Genomic DNA, 18,856 nt, shown 5'->3' on the forward strand with positions numbered 1-18,856 from the left:
TTACGTTACAGAAAGGTGGCTTAATTATGAAATATAGATATTTATTTGTTCCATTGCTGCTCTTTATCTCAGGTTGTTCTAATGAAAGCATAAATACTGAAGATAGTGAGACATCAGATCATACAGCATCAACAGCCGATCATTCAAGCGAGGATTCAGTTACTATTGGGTACGAGTACGATTGGGATAATGTCGAACGAGATTTATATAGTTTAGAATCTCAATTAGATCAAGAGGATTACACTAAGATTGAAACGTTTTTCCATACATTTAAGCTTCCAGAAGAAGGTCGCTTAAACCTTGATGAGGCCAGGGAGTACTATGAGCAAGATGGAGAAGTGGATCTTGATTATGATTTTTCAGAAAGTGAGATCTATTACAAGAACTTTCTCATTTTTGATGAGGATACCAATATGGCAACGAGTACCAATATTTTTGGATTTGATTCGAACACGCTTGATCCTATACAACCTTTTGAAACCCAAGCTGTCGGTTTGTTCATGAGTATTGTTAAAGAATTATATACCGACGGTTTCGTATCTCCTAACGGTGAGCGAGTAGACTCACTTGGAGAAGAGTTAACGGAGGAAGAACATACATATTTAACTGATGACTCATTCTATACGGTCAATCAGGAAGAGAATAGTTTACCAAAAGGTTGGGGAGCTTTACAAGCTACAATTGATCGGATTGAAACACAGCTTGAATATATAGAACCCTATTTAAAAGAATACCAAGAATTGCATTTATGGTCATCTGAAACAAGACAGTATGTTCAGGTTGCTGATTCCATAAGTTATCATGATTATGAGGAAGCCTATAAATATGTAATAGAAGCAACGAACAACATTGAACGCTTAGTAGAGACTCTCCCAGATAAATAAAATTAGAGGTAGCCTTTAGGCTACCTCTGTTGTTTAGTTTAAACAAAAAGATCTTCGCTTAATTGGTACTTGTGTTGTACCCCTTCTTTAATTGACTCAAGGAATTCATTCACTTCATTTTCATCTAAGTGATAAAATAGTTCAGCTTCTAGTAAATTTTCTTGTTTATCCAAATAGCTGACAATGGCTAAGAATTGACCTTCCAAAATCTTCTCTTTATCAACTAAGACCTCTTCTTGTTCAATCATAAGAATATTATCGTCACCTTGTTTTTTAAAAGTAATCATGATTTTTCCTCCAGAGTTTTTATTGAATTTTAGTGTCTAGGTTAAAATGCGCTAAAAGACAGTTTAAGAATGATAAAACTGTGGTGAAGTACTGTTAACATTTTGCAGACCCCATATGACTCGCATAGCGGCTCCGGTCTTCCTCACATTTGTATACGTCTCATCGACTCGACCAGGTCCTACTTGTGGATCACAAAATTCTCTATTAGGTCTTGATCCAATTGTTTCCCAGACCGCAGATGTAACCATACGTTGTAGTCTGCTGTTTACATAGGTACAACTAGCAACACAAGGCCCACAATTATAAACAGAAACAAGGACATTATTGTGTGAAGAAATACTGTGAGTAATAGCAGTGTCTATTGGTCTAAGAACTCCTCCACCTCCGTGCATCTGACGGTTATAAGATCGATAAATAGTAGCCATAAATAATTTCTCCTTTTAATAGAATTAATAAATCGTTGTGATTTATTTAAGTTAATTTTAGTTAATAATGAACAGGTATTCGTCTAAATAAAGTACAAGATACTTTAAACAAGAACAACTTAAAAACATCAATGATGTGACCGGGATATTTTTTTCCGAAATAATAATGCATAAAGAAATTACAACTGTTTGGCAAACATATGAATCGTTTTAAACAGCAAATTAAGTACACGCTAAATAAATTAAAGAAGATTAACGGAACATAAACTATTGAATACTGTATGAATAGGGTGTACTTATAACAAACATAATGCAATAGTGATGTTGAATTTAGGAAGAAACATACACATTACATAACCATTGACTTATATTAACTATTGCTTATATAATGTGTTTTGAATAGGGGCGTGAACAAATGATAAAAGAAAAATTAAGCCTAAAGGATATTTCTTCTTGTCTAAAGGTTGTAGCTGATCCAAATCGATTTTTAATGCTAAAGCTTTTAACGAAAAGGGCTTTCTGTGTATGTGAATTTGTTGAGATGTTAAGCATAAGTCAACCTGCTGTCAGTCAACATTTACGGAAGCTGAAAGAGCAAGGCTTACTTATTGAAGAAAGGAAAGAACAGTGGAGATATTTTTCACTAAACGAGAGATCTTCATACTACCCCATCATTCAAGATTTGCTTGAACACAGCGACGATCAGGATGAACGCTACCTTCAAGCTTTAGACAGAGAAGGGCTTGCGAAGTGCTAGGGAGGAATTTTTACTAATGGAAGTTTTTTTAGCAGCATCAATTTTTATTGTGACTTTAATTTTTGTCATATGGCAACCCAGGAATTTGAACATTGGTTGGTCTGCCTGTGCTGGTGCTGTTCTGGCTCTTTTGCTTGGTGTTGTCAGTTTTACAGATGTGCTTGAAGTAACAGATATTGTCTGGAACGCTACGCTTACATTCATTGCTGTTATTATTATTTCGCTCATTCTTGACGAAATAGGCTTTTTCGAATGGTCGGCTTTGCATATGGCCAGAGTGGCAAAAGGGAACGCTGTTTTAATGTTTATTTATGTTTGTTTGCTTGGATCAGTAGTTGCTGCTTTTTTTGCCAATGACGGTGCCGCTCTCATATTAACTCCAATTGTATTAGCGATGGTACGTTCATTAAATTTCAATGAGAAAATGGTTTTTCCATTCATTATAGCAAGTGGCTTCATTGCAGATACAACGTCGCTTCCACTTGTCGTCAGTAACTTAGTTAATATTGTATCTGCTGATTTCTTCGGTATTGGTTTTATTGAGTACGCGACTCGAATGATCGTGCCAAACTTCTTTGCTCTAATCGCAAGCATTATTGTGCTGCTCCTTTATTTTAGAAAAAGCATACCTAGACGTTACGATTACTCTGAGTTGAAACAACCGGAACTTGCAATTAAAGATCCAAAAATGTTCCGTATTTCTTGGATCGTTTTAGGACTGCTATTTTTTGGTTATTTGGTAAGCGAGTTTATAGAAGTGCCAGTATCTTTTGTTGCAGGCTCAATTGCAATTATCTTCTTACTGATCTCGAGAAGAAGTCGGGCTGTAAATACGAAGGTGGTACTAAAGGACGCACCATGGAACATTGTGTTTTTTTCCATAGGAATGTATGTCGTTGTTTATGGACTTCGTAATGTTGGATTAACAGATGTACTAGCAGATGCAATCTTTATGGTTGCCGATAAAGGATTGTTTGCCGCAACTATGGGAATGGGTTTTATTGCCGCAATTCTATCCTCAATTATGAATAACATGCCAACAGTATTAATTAATGCCATTGCCATTGCGGAATCAGGAACAACGGGACTGACAAAAGAAGCCTTAATTTACGCAAATGTTATTGGAGCTGATTTGGGACCGAAGATTACTCCAATTGGTTCTCTAGCTACTCTTCTATGGCTACACGTTTTATCAAAAAAAGGTGTAAAAATTTCGTGGGGAACGTATTTCAAGACAGGTATTATCATAACTCTTCCTGTTTTGTTTATTACACTACTTGGACTCTATATGTGGTTATTATTAATTTATTAAAGGAGAAATAAAATGAAAAAGACAATTTATTTTTTATGTACAGGTAATTCATGTCGTTCGCAAATGGCAGAAGGATGGGCAAAACACTATTTAAGTGATGCTTGGTGTGTATATAGTGCTGGAATAGAAGCTCACGGGCTTAATCCCAATGCAGTAAAAGCAATGGCTGAAGTAGATATTGATATTACAAATCAAACTTCTGACGTTATTGACAGTGAAATCCTAAATAGCGCTGATTTAGTTGTGACTTTATGTGGGGACGCAGCAGACAAATGTCCAATGACTCCTCCACATGTTAAACGAGAACATTGGGGTTTTGACGATCCTGCGAAAGCAGTGGGAAATGAGGAAGAGAAATGGGCATTTTTCCAACGAGTGCGTGATGAGATTGGCTCAAGAATAAGAGAATTTAAAGAGACAGGAAAATAATCTAAAGAACACAGTTTCCCAAAGGGATTCTGTGTTTTTTGCAGTGATATATTCTTTATAAAGGAGAAATCATCTTGTTTACTACGATCCGTTCGGCCGAACCTAAAGATCTAAACAGAATTTTAGATATATATAATGAAGGAATAATTGATAGAATAGCCACATTAGAAACAGAAGTAAAAGATTTTTCTTTTATACAGGATTATTTTTATGAACGATGTAAAAGGCACCCACTTATCATTTTAACAAACAAAGAAAATGTAATTGGATGGGCGTCTTTAAATCCTTATTCTACTCGTAGTGTCTACGACGAAGTGGCCACTTTATCGATCTACATAGGCCGAGAGTATCGAGGCAAGGGGTACGGAAAATTGTTAATGCAAGATATTGAAAAACGTTCTAGAACACTCATAAGAAAAATCATATTAAATACATTCCCTTTTAATTCAACTGGCCAAAATCTGTACAAAAGTATGGGATATAGAGAAGTGGGGGTTTATAAAGACCAAGGGTATTTAGACGGTAAATATGTAGACGTTATGATAATGGAAAAGATTCTTTAACGCAATGACAAACGAAAATAGTTGCATTATACAATTAATTGAGCTATAAAAGAGTAGAGGTGATTTTTTATGGAAAATTCAATTCAAGATTTAAGAGAATTATTTCAGGTTACCACAAGGAGATTCGGCCTTTTAAATAAGAATTGTTGCAGTTCAGAGGGGATTTCTGTTTCAGTCATTCATAGCCATATCTTATATGAAGTCTCCCGAAATCATACACCTTCTATGCAACTAATATCGGAAAGTCTAGGAATCGATGCAACAACATTTAGCAGACAGATTCAAAAACTCATTCAACAGGGACTATTGCTAAAAACACCAAACCCAGATGATAAGCGCATCTTCATCTTATCCTTAACTGAGGAAGGTAATAAGTTAGTAAAATCTATTGATGAAGAGATGAACGAATATATAAAGGACATTTTTTCTAATATGAGTGAGTTTGAAGCACAAACTGTGATTAATTCAATGGAGATACTAAATAAAGCAATGGCAAAAACAAATAGCTGTTGTTAAAAAAGACACCGTAATCCGGTGTCTTTTTCTTAGCTTATTAGTTTTCCAATCACGTCATCAATATTTGGCTCCGTCGCAAATGAAAGGAGTTTACCATTCACTACAATTGCTGGAGTAGCGTATTGCAAGATATGGTCTCCTTTAATACTGCTGTACCCTACTTCTGCTAAGAGCGGTTTTAATTTTTTTTGAGCCATTATTCTATCCATAGGAACGCTGTAATCATAGACAAGAACATCTAAGTTATCATTGTAATAACTGACCAACTGTTCTTTTAAAGCATCCCCTTCATTAACGGTAACTAACTCATCACAACATTCTTCTCCACTCATGGGATCGCATTCTGAAGTACTTGCATTGACTCTAGGGAAAATTTCAATCAAACCGAGCTTATTCAATTACAACACTCCTAAACTTTTTGTAGACGGTGGATCGGCTCAGGTGGTAGCGGGCTAAAGCATTCGTGATAAGTACCGTTCCAAGTCGTGCCCACTTTTTCGTTCGTAGACTCTATTGAATCTTGAACAATGAGGTTTAATTTATCTGGTTCAGTCTCAATTCTAATGTTTAGTACCAATCGAATAAATGTTGCAGATTGAGCATTTTCAACAGTATATGTAGCTGCTGCTCCAGTTTTAACAAGACTTGCCTTCACGAAACCATTGTTTTCTAAGCCTGCATGTACTTTAAGATGTGCAATTGGCATGTTTTCTCTTTCAATGTGCGCACTTAATTTGTCTAGAAACGTTTGAACCCATACATGAGGATCTATAGATGTAGATGCGTGAATGTCACCTAGAATATTCATCCATGCCAATTTTGCTTCTCCTGCAGCATAAATGTCGTAATCAATGTCTAAGACTTTATCGCCACCAACATCTGAAGTTTTCCAAATTGAAATGAGTTCATCTAAATTATGATCAGCAGAAGCCGAGATCTCTTGAATAACTGTCTGAGGATATCGGTTTTGTAGATACTTTTTAACCTTAGCAATAACCTCTGGTGAGTGAATGTCGCTCTTATTTACTGCGATGATGTCTGCTTCTGCTAGTTGTTTTTCAAAGATATAATCAACTGATTGAGAGAAATTTGGTGTCTCATCATTACTTAATTCCAAATCTCCCAAAAGTCTTTCGGGATCCACAACGATCGTTAAAGGCGCTGTCTTAAATTCTTTAGAATAGTATTGTTTAAGAGGTTGTATCACTGTTGCTATTAAGTCTGTACAGCTTCCTACAGCTTCAGCAATAATAAAATCTGGCTTTTTCTCTTCCATTAACTCATTCATATTTGCATAGAGATCATCAAATTTACAACAGAAGCAACCCCCGGTAATTTCCTTTGGTTCCAGGCCGCTAGACTTGGCCAACTCCGTATCAATTAATTCTTTCCCTTGGTCGTTCGTTACAATTCCAACAACGTGGCCAGATTGTTCTAATTTCCTAGCAGTATTAATAAGCGTTGTTGTTTTACCTGCTCCTAGAAAGCCTCCTAAAAGGACGAGCTTTGCTGTCATATCGTCTTCCTCCTATTTTGTAGATAATATCTTATAAAAAAAGCATGCGATGATGGCACCTATGACGGTGGCTGTAAGATAAATCCAAAGAAATTCAGTTGTGCCTGAAATAATGGCTGGCCCAAACGATCTAGCAGGATTCATGGATGCTCCGCTTATTGGTCCACCAAACATTGCACCGATTGCTACCGTACTTCCAATGGCGATTCCAGCTATTGATTTGTTGGCTTTTTTATGAACAGCAGAAGTTAGTATGACCAACATTAATATGGTCGTTAAAATAAGCTCCAAAACAAAGCTTTGTTGCCAAGTGCCCGAAGGTGTCGTGGAACCTAAACTTCCAATATTTCCGAAAATAAAGAATAGAAAAATGCTTGAAACGGCCGCAGCACTCATTTGCACCAATATGTATAAAGCGGCTTCAAATTTCGTTATTTCTTTTAAATAAAGAAAAGCAATCGTTACAGCTGGATTAAAATGTGCACCGGAAACATGGCCAAAGGAGTAAATCATGGCTAAAACGACCAAACCGAAACTAATCGCAACTCCAAAATGTGTTAAATCACCTGTCATGGTATTTACGATGATAGCTCCTGTTCCGATAAACACAAGACAAAAACTTCCTAGAAATTCTGCCGTTAATTTGTTTGCAATTGTAGGTGCTTTTGAAATTGTTGGTACGGTCTTTAACTCCGTTGGAGAAGAAAGGCTTAAATTTTCCCTTTCCTGTTTTAACATTTAAGACAACACCTTTTAAAGATGCCTTCTTCTGCTGGTGTTAACATCTCATAATAGAGTTCATCAACTTCTTGATTCGGATGTTTCCAATCAAAGTGAAATTCGTGTTCTGTAAGGTCTAGATTCTTTATACTTTGTTGATTTAATAGTGGAGAACCCTTGTATAAGTAAAGTCTCGTTTCATATTGTATTGGATCTATGTATTGATTTAAATCATTTTTATCAACGAATGATCTAAAGTGGGTTAAATCGTCTAATGACGTCCATGGATTAAACATTATAAAAGTAGGGTTTAGTTTTATGCCAATGTCTTTTAGGTACCAAATAGCGTCTTCTATGTCTGTTACGGAAGTTTCTTTTGCGACTTCGTCTAACACCTGTTCTGAAGGGAATTCCAGCGCTGAAGTAATAAATTTAACACCTAAATTCCTTAATTCTACTAATGTTTCTTTATTCTCTAAGATATGGTCAACCCTTGTTGTAAAATCATAAGTAAGATTCGGGAATTCCTTATTTAATGCTCTTATAATCTTAATACCGTGATATTTTGCATTAAAGAAATCAGCATCTACAAATGTTAAATGAGTCATCCCATCTTCAACAAGATTTCGCACATCGTTAATAACAATATCTTCTGGTATTAATAGAACCTTTCCACCGTAAGCGGCAAATACGGAACAATACAAGCATCTGTGATGGCAACCGCGTGCAATTTCGGTAGAACCTACTACTTGGTCTGACCCTAAAAGGTGATTAATTTGTTTCTGTGGATACTTGTGTAAACTTGGTAGAATGGATCTAGAAGGTAGATCAAAACTTTTTCGATCCATACATGGAGCAATATGCGTCTCATTAATAATATGTTCAGCTGTAACTAATCCAGGAATATCCCCCTCGTAGTTACCTTCAAGATGTTGTGCTAAAAGGCGTAGTGGTTTTTCCCATTCACCGGTTACTGAAGAATGACTATATTTCCCTGTGAATCTACGAGCGTTAATAGTGGCATGCTGTCCAAAGAATGTTACGTGTGCAGTAGGGTTAATCTCAGCTGCTTTTTTTGACAATTCCACACCGGCATGAACGGCATCAAATAACGGAATTGAAATGGCAATTAAATCTTTACCTTCGAATTTACTTTCAACAATCCCTTCAACATACGTGTCAAGAACTTGCACGTCATGTCCGTCTTTTATGAGGGGAGTAGCAGCTGTAGCAATAGTGCTAGGCTGAAAACCACCTTCAAAGCTGGAAACTAATAGAATTTTCAAGTGTTCTTACCTCCTTTTTATTAAGGCCATATAGGGTCCATTCTAACTGTGGTTAATACAATTAATGACATAATTAGAAAATAACCAATCTGATTTTTCAAAAGATCACATCCTTGTTAATTTTATGACAATTCCATATACGTATAATAATCGTTAGAATTTAAATAGTCAATAACTTAATTAACATAAACAAAAATATATTAACAAATGTTATAATTGTTAATATTGAGGTGATATAAATGTTAGGCCAACGTTTGAAAGAATTAAGACTAGAAAAGAAGCTTACACAAAAAGATTTAGCGGAGGGTCTCGTAAACCGCAGTTATTTAAGCCAAATTGAAAAAGGAACTGTTAATCCTTCTTACGATGTATTAGACGAACTTAGTAAAAGATTAGGTTGTGACATCAATGATTTTTATAAGTCTTCGGAAAACAGAGACTTACTATTAGCGGATATTAAAAAAGAAATCCGACTAGCGGAAAGAGGAGCTCTTGAGGATAACCTGAGCAAAATTAATAAATTAGTTAACTCAAGAGATTATTTGAACGAAGAGTTTCTTACAGACTTCGACAAAGGCATACTCAATTGGATTCATGGCAAATACTTTGAGTTAAAAGGGGATTATACTCATTCCATCCCCTTCTTTTTAAAAAGCCTTGAGTATATTGAAGATAAAAGAGAGTATTGTTCAGAAAGAGTCCGTTCTTACGATTCTTTAGGCAACGCATATGGGAAAATAGGTAAAAATGACATTGCTTTGACTAAGCTTTACGAAGGCTATAAATTAATTTTAACAACAAACGTCAATGAAACGACGCAAATTTCTTTGTTAAGTAACTTGGGTGTTCTACATGGTAGATTAAAGGAGTATTACTCGGCAATTAATTTTTTAGAAGAGACACAGGACTTAAACAAACAATTACGGCTCTTTTATAAAGCTGGTGATATTGCTATGGCATTAGGAATTTGTTACATGGAAATTGGAAGATTAGAAGATGCTAAAAATTCCTATGAGCAAGCAATTCAATTTTATAAATTTGAGGGAGCTAGCCAAAGTGAAGCAAAAGTTTATACGAACTATGGCATCTTGAACATGTATCAGAAAAATTATTATCATGCCCAGTTGTTATTAAAAAGCGCAATAAAACTTTACGATGACAGCCAAGAGATTAACATTATGAATACGCATGTTGAACTCGCAAAATCATACTTGCATCAAAACAATCGAGATCTTGCTATAAAACATTGTAAGTTGGTTAAAACAATGAAAGATGAAAATAGGTTTAAAGCACAAGCTACTGAAATACTGGGAGATGTATATAGCGAGGTAAATATTAAAGAAGCAGTTAAGTTCTATCTAGAAGCTGGAAGATACTTCAAAACATCAGATCATGAACATTTTAAAAAGATCATGTTTAAAATTGGAAATGCTTATTTTGAACAGAATGATTATAAAGTGGCAGCTGATTATTATAGAAAATCAAATTAGATAAAGAAACCCCGTCTTTTATACTAAAGAGGGGGTTTCTATGTGTAAGTTATAAGCTTGTTTAATCGTAAGAGTGTTGTCCAAGTTACCTTCTACAATTACATACCCTAACCTGTTGAAATTAGTTGTAGTTTTTTTAACAGGTGTTTTATTTTGAATATACCATTTAGACTCTAATATCTGTTGATTAGTAACCACTTCTTGAAACGAAGCAATTCCGTCATCTTCTGCGTAAAAAAAATGAATTGAAGCAGACTTTTTACCTTCTTTCTGTTTGTGAAGGCAAGGTAGACTACTCGTACCTAGGTTTATTTCAAAAGCAAGCTGTTTTAAATCAATGTGATGAACATGCTGAACTAAATCCATAATCCTGTCGCCACCTGGTCGTGCATTTACTTCTATTATTTTTGGTCCCTTTTCAGTGAGCTTTACCTCAGTATGTGCTATACCATTGTTAAAGCCTATAGCTTCAAGAGTGATGGAGACCAAGTCTTCAATAGAAGTTGAATCATCCTTTCCAAGAGTAGCAGGGAATTGGTGCCCCACTTCAAATGCATAAGGATAGTTTGAGATTTCTTTTTTGGTAATCCCAACAATTCTAGTTTCACTGTCTATTGTATAACTTTCCACACTAAACTCAGGTCCTTCTAAAAACTCTTCAACTAAGATCTCTTTCTCTATTTCTTGACCTACATGATTATATTTCACTTCTTTTAGTTTATATATTGCTTCACTAACGCTTTTCTCATCTGTACAAAAAAATATATTTTTGCTACCGGAATCATTAGAGGGCTTTATGACAAGGGGGAAATTGATGTGTTTAATACTCAATGCACATGAATCGCCCTTAATGCAAATGCTCTCATAATGCACATAGGAAATATTGCGGTCATTTAAATGTTGACGTAGTTTATTCTTACTTTGACAAAGCAAAGCAGCTGATGGCTCTAAATGATGGTTTAAATTTAACGCAGTCGCGACTTTCGAGCTCAACACAACACGATATTCGTTGAGCGAAAAGACGGCTGCAATGTTGTACTTTTCATTTAGTTCCAAACATCTTTTTAAAACCAACTCCTCGTCATTAATATTCATCTCAATGGGTACGTCAACAGACATCACCTCATCAAAAGAAAGATTGGTCTTTAATAGAATGATTTTATACCCTTTGGCCTTTATGATCGATAACTCGTTCTGATTAGGACTTATGGTTATAACGTACTGATTATTAGCCATGAATGCATCCTTACTGACAACAAGACGACAAATTGTCGTTATTGCTTGAAGAAGTATTTAAATCGGGTTTTAAACTAGTTGCATTAACGATAATTGCTATTGCATTCAATTGTCCTAATTCCTCATTTGTGACGCCCAACTGCTTGGCCTGCATCATAGCATTTTTGATAGTTGCGTTCGATTTCGTCAACAAACCAGCAATATAAATGCTAATGACTTTCTCTCTGTCACTTAATGTCCCGCCTTCAATCGATTTTGCGGAAAATTGGTCAAAAATTTCATTAAGCTCACTATTAAAATGTAACATCTTTAATCCCCCTAAAATAAATTAACATATGTAGTCATTTTGTTAATTAAACTAATAAAGTTAGTTTGGTTAACAATGAAATTGTATAATCGAATGATTAATTAGTCAATTCAAATAAATATTGACAATTATTTAGTTGCATATTACAATTAATTTACGAAAGATAAATGTTGATAATCCTTTTTATTCTGTTTAAAAGGAAATAAAAACATAAAACATATTTGCATTTTGCAATTTAAGGGGTGTACGCACTTGTCAGATGTTTTAAGAGATATTTTTTTAGAGTTCTTGTCATTAAGTAAAAATTTATTGGTCTTATTTATTGGAATTACTTTATTTATCAACTTTATTCAAGCATACGTACCGTTTGATAAGCTTAACAAGTGGATGGCGAGCAAAAATCCAATTATCGGGAATCTGGCTGGTGCATTCTTGGGTTTCGTAACACCATTTTGCTCTTGTTCCACTTTTCCTTTCTTAGTCACAATGATTAATAAAAAAGTGCCTTTTCAAGCCAGTATGACTTTTCTTTTCACCTCTCCATTATTGGATCCATGGATTTTGGGTTTAATGGCTTACATATATGGGGTGAATGTAACAATTATTTATACGATCTCCACGTTAATATTCTCAATGATTATTTCTTGGCTGCTCGATAAATATAACTTTGAAAAATATATTAAAAAAGTAGCTGTACAAGGTTCATTACCGGAACAAGACAGAGCAAGACGAAAGAATTTAAAATTAAATATTAAAGAATCAGTCAGGGAAACCCTTTCACTAATGAAGACGGTTTTAGTCTACATTTTAATCGGTGCCTTAATCGGTGCAATTATTAAAGAAGCTATCCCAATGTCACTAATTAGCTTTATAGCCGATCAGAACCAATGGTGGATTATTCCTTTAGCGGCCATTATCGGCGTACCTTTATATATTCGTCTTTCAACAATGTTGCCAATTGCTCAAGCGCTTTTAGTTCAAGGATTTCCAATTGCACCAACGATGGCTCTTTTAATTGGTGGCGCGGGAGCGAGCTTACCTGAAATTGTTATGTTAAAGAGCATTTTTAAAACAAAACTTGTTGCAGCTTTCGTCGTATCTGTATTCTTGGTTGCTTCATTTTCCGGGTATCTCTTTCTAATCTTAAATTTTTAAAGGAGGTGTAATGAATGGGACTTTTTAATTCAATTTTCGGTGGTGGAAATAAGAAAGATAATGATTGTTGTAATGTGAAAATTGTTGAGGTAAAAGAAGAAGAAAATTGCAGTTGTGATGGTGAAAAAGAAGACAGTATAAATAAGGCTTAATTTAAAAATAAAAACCCTCATATGGAGGGTTTTTATTTTTGTTATTGACCTGTTAAAACTGAATACGCTTGAGTAGAAAGGTAATTTTTGATTTCGATCTCATTAATTTCATAATAGCTGTGACGTCCAATAAAAGATGCTTTAATAAAATGAGCATTCAATAATATTTTTAGATGATAAGAAAGCTTTGATTGTTTTATATTAAATTCCTCTAATATCTTTAAAAAAGCGACATTTTGTTGTTCCTTTGAAATAAATTTTATTATATCTATTCGCTTCTGATGAGAAATAGCTTTAAATTTAATTTCAAGCTGATCTTCAGCTACCATTTATATTCACCTCGTAAATATGTGCTACTAGTTAACTAGACCTTAAATGCTTTTATCTATGTTCTTACTTTTTTTTGCTCGGATTAATGTGCTTTTCGATATTCCAGTAATTTCTTCTACTTCTTTATAAGAGCGATCTTTTTTTAATATCAAAGCATGTTCAATCTGTTTCTTTCCATATTTCTTCGGCCTTCCTTCTCGAAAATCTTTACGCTGCCTTGCAATTGTTTTACCTTCTTGAGTACGTTCTAAAATCATATCTCTTTCAAATTCAGCAAAACTCATGAAGATGTTAAAAATTAAGCGGCCGTTAGGTGTGTTTTCAATCAAGCCCATATTTAAAATATTAACGGTAATACCTCTCTCGAAAAGCTCTTTAATAATTTTTGTTCCTTCCAATGTGGATCGAGCAAAACGATCAAGCTTGGTAATTATAAGTGTGTCGTCTTCTTTTATGTTTCTTAGTAATGTTTGAAACTGAGGTCTGTCTACTTTTGTACCAGTGTACGTATCTTTAAATATAACTTCAGCTCCAGCTAATAAAACCGAATGTTCTTGCGATTCTAATGATTGACCTGATGTAGATACCCGGCAATAGCCATATTTCATAAAAATCACCTCTGTTTATGAACCTAAGTTATGACACCTATGTATCTATTGATTTTACAGCACTTAAAAAAGAGTGTCAAAACTGTAGAGTAATGACACTGTTTTGTATATCCATTATTCAATTTTTAAATTAACCGTTTGTTGAACCCTTAACACTTTCCATATGCCGATTATAAAGTTCAATTGCCTGTTTGATTGGGATAATTTCATTAGGCACAATATCTTTACCTCTAGCAGCAATCGCAATAACTTGATTTTGATCATTTACTATTGACTGAAGATCGATTAACAAATCAAAAGTGGGTGCTTTACTTCATGAAGGATTGGGATTTAATGCACTTAGATTTGCTATTTAGAAAAAGAAAAAAGTTGAAGTCTTACAAAATAATTAGTTTCCCTATTTTTAATAGCCCGGGATAATATATTTAATCGCATGCACAATTCCGGTATAAATTAATATTTTTGCGTTTCAATTGCAGTATCAAAATATTAGCGTTGACTGCTTTTTATATGACTATTTTACCGGTTAAGAAATATAATGTGTTGTGTTAGAATAACACCGTGCTTTAACTTTTATTTGTGGGGGATTTTATGTCCGATAGTTTTTTTGGCTTTTTCTTAGCTTTAATTTTAGTGTTTTCAGTGTATGGAATAATGTTTTTGATTGTCAAAAAAAAGTGTAATAATGTAGGTTGGAAGCCAGAGTGCCTAACGATATTAGCGATTGTTGCAATATTCTTGATTGTAATTATAGTAGGTGACATTCAGGGAACATTTGCTTTTTTTCTCGTCATTTTAATTAGTATTTATGCAGTTCCAATGTTAGCAATTATATTTATTGTAAAAGTTATTCTGTTTTATGGATTTAAAAAAAGATTTTAGAGGGCTTTTAAAAAAAAGAGTCGTTTCACAATAATGTTGTGAAGCGACTCTTTTTAATTAGAAACCTAATCTATAATTTGCTTGTGGAAAAACGGGTGCTAGATATTGAATTCCTCTTTCTTCAAAAGTATATAACGTTGCATTCACCCCAGAATAAGGTATGTACACACCAATCTCATGTGAAGGTGCTTGATCATGCGAACCGTTTATTGATCCACTCCCATTACGATTTATGCTAACAGCAATGTCATAATCAATATTGGGAGGTGCACCGCCAAAAAGAGGAACTCCTACCGAATGTTCATAACGCCATTGCGCCACGCCACCAGAAAAATTTGATCTGACTATCTCTGATCTATAATCTGTTTGAGTTGTAGTATCTATTAAATTATAATTTCGGTCATATCTAGAAGTAGGACCAACTTGTATACCAGAATTATTGGCACCATTCGCAAAGTCAGGACCAATTATACCTAAATCAAAGTTAGCATAGATGTTTGATCTGGTTCTAAAATTATCATTAAACATATCAAACCCTCTATTGTCGCCACCCATATATCCAATATTAGCCGGTATTTCCCAAATGTCATTTGCACCAATTGGAGCATATTCGTCTTGTAAAAAGGTTGTATATTGTATTCCGAAGCGAGTCTCTACTAGGTTTTGTGTAGATAGGTGTTGCTCAAGATCGTTCTCCGGAACAGAAACGTGTCGAGCTACAGTATAGGGCTCATACGATAGCGCTTCAAGAGTTTCATCAGTTATTTCTATATTTTCATTCTCTAACGCTTTTTTTCCTTCTTCAATTTTGGAATCCTCGACTTTAGTTTTTCCATGAATTTGATACAGATAGTCCTCACCTGGAGTTACATTCTTGTCAGTAAAAGATTTATTGGAAGATTCTCCTATTTCTTCACCGTCTCTAGTGATCCTATATACATCGGAATCATTTGGAATATATCCAGACCAACTAACTTCTACTTCTTCGTTATTATGTATCTGTGAATAGCTTTGTACCCCGGGTATAGATTCTTCATCTATAGACCTCATTACGTTTGCGTTATCCTTCGTTGAAATTCTATAGTAGTCAAAATCCAAGAAATTTTTGTCTTCGTCATACTTGGCTAATGTAATATGATATTGTGAACTTGGATCTAGTTCACTAATCGTATAACTGTCGTCTGTACCAGACCAAATAATATTATCATTTAAATAAATCTCATAATATTCCGCATCATCTGCCCAGTCTAAATCAATTGAGTTATTAGTTGTTTCAAAACTAAAGGAATCCTCAGCGTTTGCTACTTTATCAGATAAAAATAGAGATAGACCAATAACAGATACTGCACTTAATAACTTTAAATTTTTATTCATAAAAAGCTCCTTTGAATTATTTACATTCGTAATGCTAACATTACATTTTATTACAAACAACCCCATAGATTCACAAAATATATAAAAGAATATTAAGGACTATATCTTAAATAGGGATAATTATTTTTAAATTTTACATTATGTTACAATTTATTCCTTTCATTTACTGTTGATGTATAGGCTAAACAACAACTGGAGTCTTAAAGATTCAGGGAAATCTCTAAATATAGATGTTATGAGATAAATATTCTAATTCTAGACAACTCAACCTAACAACTAAAAAGTATTGCAGATCGTCTGTTTTGGGTGTACTTTAAGTATACAAAAAGAAAATTGCAAAAAATCCTGTTAAGCGAAGGCTTTTCATTTTTATTGAATTGTACGTTTTGACTTGTACGACAAATGAATTTTGGAAGGTGACTTGTTTAATGGCTTACATTGGGTTCGCTTAAGCGAGACATAAAACAAGAAAAGGATGTAAGCGGTATGTGCACCGATCTCTAAAAAGATGTTGGTGTTGTTCAGAGTTGGAAACTGTAAAATAGTTAATTTAATCAGAAAATTAACCATTGATAGAGTTTTATTTTTGTTATACGATAGTAAGTAATTAAATGATTGTTTAATTATTTAATTATGGAGGATTGCGTATGAATGAGTTGTTTAAAGCTTTAGATGATGATACGAGAAGAAACATTATATCGGTACTTGGTGAACAAGGAAGGTTATCTGCAGGACAACTTGCTGAGCAATTAGGTTTAACGAAACCTAATATGTCTCACCACTTATCGTCACTCCACAGAGCTGGCTTAGTGCATCGCCAAAAAGAAGGGCAATTCGTTTACTATACTTTGAATACAACCGTTTTCCAAGATTTATTGGTTTGGGTGCATACACTTATAAACAAAAAAGGAGAGAAGTAAAATGAAGAATTATTGGGTAACTTTATCAATCTTTTTTCTTGCCATACTTGTTAGCCTTTTTACATGGCCTTACCTCGATCAAGAACTAGCAATTCAATGGCAAAATGGAGAAACCAGTGCAACCGTACCGCGGTGGTTAGGTGTTTTGACCATGCCTGCAGTCATGATTTTAGTTATTACCATTTTTGCAGTGTTTCTAAGGTTTGATCCGAATAGAGATGGCGTTTCTTCTGAAACAAGATCAACAATTATAACATTATTCATGGCTGTTTTTTTCGGTGGGCATATCTTGATTCTATTAAATGGATTAGGTGTAGAGATAAATGAGCAAATTTATGGAGGGCTGATTATCGGGTCATTGTGCATTGTACTTGGGAATATCATGCCGAAAGTGCGGATGAATCATACGGTCGGTTTGAGAACGACGTGGACACTTAAGAACAAAACAGTCTGGGAATTATCAAATCGATTTACAGGTCGCTTGTTTTTCGCTGCGGGTCTTGTTATCTTACCCTTGGCTATTCCACTTAGTGAGTATTATGTGTTAATCGCTACAGGAATCTTATTATGTGTTGCGGTTATCGGGGTTCTTCATTCCTATATAAAATATCAGCAAATTGTCTCAAAATCTTAAAGGGTGTAGGAACTGATGTTTTGTCAGATAGCCTCCTTTTTACTTGATTCATTTTTTGATCAGCGGGAATGAAAAAGAGTAAGTCGAAAGGAGTGTCAAGAATGCGCGCAATTGCGATTCAACAATATGGAGGAAAAGATCAATTAAAAGAGGTGGAAATGGACCGTCCAGTTCCAGAGCGAGACCAAGTGCTCGTGCGTTTGGAAGCGACGTCTATTAATCCGATTGATTGGAAGCTTCGAGAAGGGTATTTACAAGAAATGCTTGATTGGGATTTTCCAATTATTATAGGTTGGGATGCTGCAGGTGTGATTGAGGAAGTAGGAGAGAACGTAACGGACTGGCAAGTAGGAGATCGAGTGTTTGCCCGACCGGAGACAACACCTCGAGGAACCTATGCGGAATTTGCTTTAGTGGATACGCATCTACTGTCATCCATTCCAGATAACTTAACATCAGTAGAAGCTGCTGCAGTGCCTCTTGCTGGTTTAACGGCATGGCAAGCTTTATTTACGTTTGGTAAGTTAGAGAAAGGTGAAAAGGTGCTGATTCATGGCGGCGCTGGTGGTGTCGGCCACTTTGCGATTCAACTTGCTAAACATGCAGGGGCATATGTGTACACCACAGCAAGTGAGCGAAATCATGAACTCGTTAAACGACTTGGTGCAGATGAAGTGATTGATTATAAACAAACAAACTTCGAAGATCAGCTTGAAGAGATAGATGTCGTGTTTGATACGATCGGAGGGGACGTACAGTCGAGAAGTTACAGCGTGCTTAAACAAGGTACGGGACGCCTCGTTACCATTGTTGGTGTGCCAGATGAAGAAGAAGCAAAGTCTTATGATGTTCAAGCGCACGGGGTTTGGTTAGAGCCCGATGGCGAACAGTTGAAAAAGCTGGCTGCTTTAATTGAAGAAAGCCAGATTCGCGTTATTATTGATCAGTCGTTTCCGTTTAGCGAGCAAGGAATTAAAGACGCACACGCACAAAGTGAAACGGGGCATGCTTCAGGAAAAATCGTTATCACATTTGAATAGAAAAAGGAATGTCTTCTAAAAAATAGAAAGAG

General features: G+C 35.0%; 24 protein-coding genes. 13 read left to right on the forward strand and 11 right to left on the reverse strand.

Annotation, left to right across the window (positions count from 1 at the left end; genetic code table 11):
- The first annotated feature begins 26 nt into the window (after positions 1–26).
- Complete coding sequence (locus ABC361_RS01430) at positions 27–884, forward strand: hypothetical protein (RefSeq protein WP_413072335.1); 858 nt, start codon at positions 27–29, stop codon at positions 882–884.
- Between the two features lie 38 nt (positions 885–922).
- Here the strand turns inward: ABC361_RS01430 and ABC361_RS01435 are convergent, their stop codons facing one another.
- Both ABC361_RS01435 and ABC361_RS01440 read right to left on the reverse strand, forming a co-directional pair.
- Positions 923–1,171, reverse strand: a complete 249-nt coding sequence (locus ABC361_RS01435; RefSeq protein WP_413072336.1) for a hypothetical protein — start codon at positions 1,169–1,171, stop codon at positions 923–925.
- A 63-nt stretch (positions 1,172–1,234) separates the two neighbouring features.
- Complete coding sequence (locus ABC361_RS01440) at positions 1,235–1,420, reverse strand: hypothetical protein (RefSeq protein ID WP_413072337.1); 186 nt, start codon at positions 1,418–1,420, stop codon at positions 1,235–1,237.
- 592 nt (positions 1,421–2,012) lie between these two features.
- On the opposite strand from ABC361_RS01440, the gene ABC361_RS01445 reads away from it, so the two are divergent.
- The 5 genes from ABC361_RS01445 to ABC361_RS01465 all read left to right on the forward strand — a co-directional run bounded on the left by ABC361_RS01445 (position 2,013) and on the right by ABC361_RS01465 (position 5,174).
- Complete coding sequence (locus ABC361_RS01445) at positions 2,013–2,354, forward strand: ArsR/SmtB family transcription factor (RefSeq protein WP_255224406.1); 342 nt, start codon at positions 2,013–2,015, stop codon at positions 2,352–2,354.
- 16 nt (positions 2,355–2,370) lie between these two features.
- Positions 2,371–3,666 carry an arsenic transporter gene (locus ABC361_RS01450; RefSeq protein WP_413072338.1) on the forward strand — a complete coding sequence of 432 codons (1,296 nt, stop codon included), beginning with the start codon at positions 2,371–2,373 and terminating at the stop codon, positions 3,664–3,666.
- Between the two features lie 12 nt (positions 3,667–3,678).
- Positions 3,679–4,095: an arsenate reductase (thioredoxin) gene (arsC, locus tag ABC361_RS01455; RefSeq protein ID WP_413072339.1), complete on the forward strand. Its 417-nt coding sequence runs from the start codon at positions 3,679–3,681 to the stop codon at positions 4,093–4,095.
- Positions 4,096–4,169: 74 nt separating this feature from the next.
- Positions 4,170–4,658 carry an arsinothricin resistance N-acetyltransferase ArsN1 family A gene (locus ABC361_RS01460; protein ID WP_369682422.1) on the forward strand — a complete coding sequence of 163 codons (489 nt, stop codon included), beginning with the start codon at positions 4,170–4,172 and terminating at the stop codon, positions 4,656–4,658.
- A gap of 81 nt (positions 4,659–4,739) precedes the next feature.
- Positions 4,740–5,174: a MarR family winged helix-turn-helix transcriptional regulator gene (locus tag ABC361_RS01465; protein WP_255225330.1), complete on the forward strand. Its 435-nt coding sequence runs from the start codon at positions 4,740–4,742 to the stop codon at positions 5,172–5,174.
- A gap of 29 nt (positions 5,175–5,203) precedes the next feature.
- On the opposite strand, the gene vcpD is transcribed toward ABC361_RS01465, so the two are convergent.
- The 4 genes from vcpD to arsL are packed head-to-tail and all read right to left on the reverse strand — an operon-like array spanning position 5,204 to position 8,696.
- A complete protein-coding gene (vcpD, locus tag ABC361_RS01470) occupies positions 5,204–5,572 on the reverse strand; it encodes an ArsD-related vicinal cysteine protein VcpD (protein ID WP_255224409.1) in 369 nt (122 codons plus the stop codon).
- 11 nt (positions 5,573–5,583) lie between these two features.
- Positions 5,584–6,690: a GTP-binding protein gene (locus ABC361_RS01475; RefSeq protein ID WP_413072340.1), complete on the reverse strand. Its 1,107-nt coding sequence runs from the start codon at positions 6,688–6,690 to the stop codon at positions 5,584–5,586.
- 12 nt (positions 6,691–6,702) lie between these two features.
- Positions 6,703–7,428: an MIP/aquaporin family protein gene (locus tag ABC361_RS01480; protein ID WP_255224411.1), complete on the reverse strand. Its 726-nt coding sequence runs from the start codon at positions 7,426–7,428 to the stop codon at positions 6,703–6,705.
- Positions 7,422–8,696 carry an arsinothricin biosynthesis radical SAM protein ArsL gene (gene arsL, locus ABC361_RS01485; protein ID WP_255224412.1) on the reverse strand — a complete coding sequence of 425 codons (1,275 nt, stop codon included), beginning with the start codon at positions 8,694–8,696 and terminating at the stop codon, positions 7,422–7,424. Before arsL ends, ABC361_RS01480 begins: the two co-directional genes overlap by 7 nt.
- Positions 8,697–8,935: 239 nt before the next feature.
- Between arsL and ABC361_RS01490 the strand changes: the two genes are divergently transcribed.
- Complete coding sequence (locus ABC361_RS01490) at positions 8,936–10,186, forward strand: helix-turn-helix domain-containing protein (protein WP_255224413.1); 1,251 nt, start codon at positions 8,936–8,938, stop codon at positions 10,184–10,186.
- A gap of 18 nt (positions 10,187–10,204) precedes the next feature.
- Here the strand turns inward: ABC361_RS01490 and ABC361_RS01495 are convergent, their stop codons facing one another.
- Both ABC361_RS01495 and ABC361_RS01500 read right to left on the reverse strand, forming a co-directional pair.
- Positions 10,205–11,422 (reverse strand): ATP-grasp domain-containing protein, encoded by a 1,218-nt coding sequence (locus ABC361_RS01495; RefSeq protein WP_255224414.1) that lies wholly within the window; start codon positions 11,420–11,422, stop codon positions 10,205–10,207.
- 10 nt (positions 11,423–11,432) lie between these two features.
- A complete protein-coding gene (locus ABC361_RS01500; RefSeq protein ID WP_255224415.1) occupies positions 11,433–11,729 on the reverse strand; it encodes a carboxymuconolactone decarboxylase family protein in 297 nt (98 codons plus the stop codon).
- A 252-nt stretch (positions 11,730–11,981) separates the two neighbouring features.
- On the opposite strand from ABC361_RS01500, the gene ABC361_RS01505 reads away from it, so the two are divergent.
- Both ABC361_RS01505 and ABC361_RS01510 read left to right on the forward strand, forming a co-directional pair.
- Positions 11,982–12,884 (forward strand): permease, encoded by a 903-nt coding sequence (locus tag ABC361_RS01505; protein ID WP_255224416.1) that lies wholly within the window; start codon positions 11,982–11,984, stop codon positions 12,882–12,884.
- A gap of 14 nt (positions 12,885–12,898) precedes the next feature.
- Entirely contained in the window at positions 12,899–13,036 is a 138-nt protein-coding gene (locus tag ABC361_RS01510; protein ID WP_255224417.1) for a hypothetical protein, read from the forward strand.
- Positions 13,037–13,077: 41 nt separating this feature from the next.
- Here ABC361_RS01510 and ABC361_RS01515 read toward each other — a convergent pair whose 3' ends face one another.
- Both ABC361_RS01515 and ABC361_RS01520 read right to left on the reverse strand, forming a co-directional pair.
- Positions 13,078–13,365: an ArsR/SmtB family transcription factor gene (locus ABC361_RS01515; RefSeq protein WP_255224418.1), complete on the reverse strand. Its 288-nt coding sequence runs from the start codon at positions 13,363–13,365 to the stop codon at positions 13,078–13,080.
- 42 nt (positions 13,366–13,407) lie between these two features.
- A complete protein-coding gene (locus tag ABC361_RS01520; RefSeq protein ID WP_255224419.1) occupies positions 13,408–13,974 on the reverse strand; it encodes a recombinase family protein in 567 nt (188 codons plus the stop codon).
- 591 nt (positions 13,975–14,565) lie between these two features.
- On the opposite strand from ABC361_RS01520, the gene ABC361_RS01525 reads away from it, so the two are divergent.
- Complete coding sequence (locus ABC361_RS01525; RefSeq protein ID WP_255224423.1) at positions 14,566–14,856, forward strand: hypothetical protein; 291 nt, start codon at positions 14,566–14,568, stop codon at positions 14,854–14,856.
- A gap of 57 nt (positions 14,857–14,913) precedes the next feature.
- Here ABC361_RS01525 and ABC361_RS01530 read toward each other — a convergent pair whose 3' ends face one another.
- Positions 14,914–16,230, reverse strand: coding sequence for a hypothetical protein (locus ABC361_RS01530; RefSeq protein WP_375079208.1), 1,317 nt, complete (start codon positions 16,228–16,230; stop codon positions 14,914–14,916).
- 647 nt (positions 16,231–16,877) lie between these two features.
- Between ABC361_RS01530 and ABC361_RS01535 the strand changes: the two genes are divergently transcribed.
- The 3 genes from ABC361_RS01535 to ABC361_RS01545 all read left to right on the forward strand — a co-directional run bounded on the left by ABC361_RS01535 (position 16,878) and on the right by ABC361_RS01545 (position 18,824).
- Complete coding sequence (locus ABC361_RS01535) at positions 16,878–17,150, forward strand: autorepressor SdpR family transcription factor (protein WP_255224425.1); 273 nt, start codon at positions 16,878–16,880, stop codon at positions 17,148–17,150.
- A 1-nt stretch (position 17,151) separates the two neighbouring features.
- Positions 17,152–17,784, forward strand: coding sequence for an SdpI family protein (locus ABC361_RS01540; protein ID WP_413072341.1), 633 nt, complete (start codon positions 17,152–17,154; stop codon positions 17,782–17,784).
- Positions 17,785–17,885: 101 nt separating this feature from the next.
- Positions 17,886–18,824, forward strand: a complete 939-nt coding sequence (locus ABC361_RS01545; protein WP_413072342.1) for an NADP-dependent oxidoreductase — start codon at positions 17,886–17,888, stop codon at positions 18,822–18,824.
- Positions 18,825–18,856 lie beyond the last annotated feature (32 nt).

Source organism: Shouchella phoenicis (assembly GCF_047238345.1).
GTDB lineage: Bacteria > Bacillota > Bacilli > Bacillales > Bacillaceae_D > Shouchella.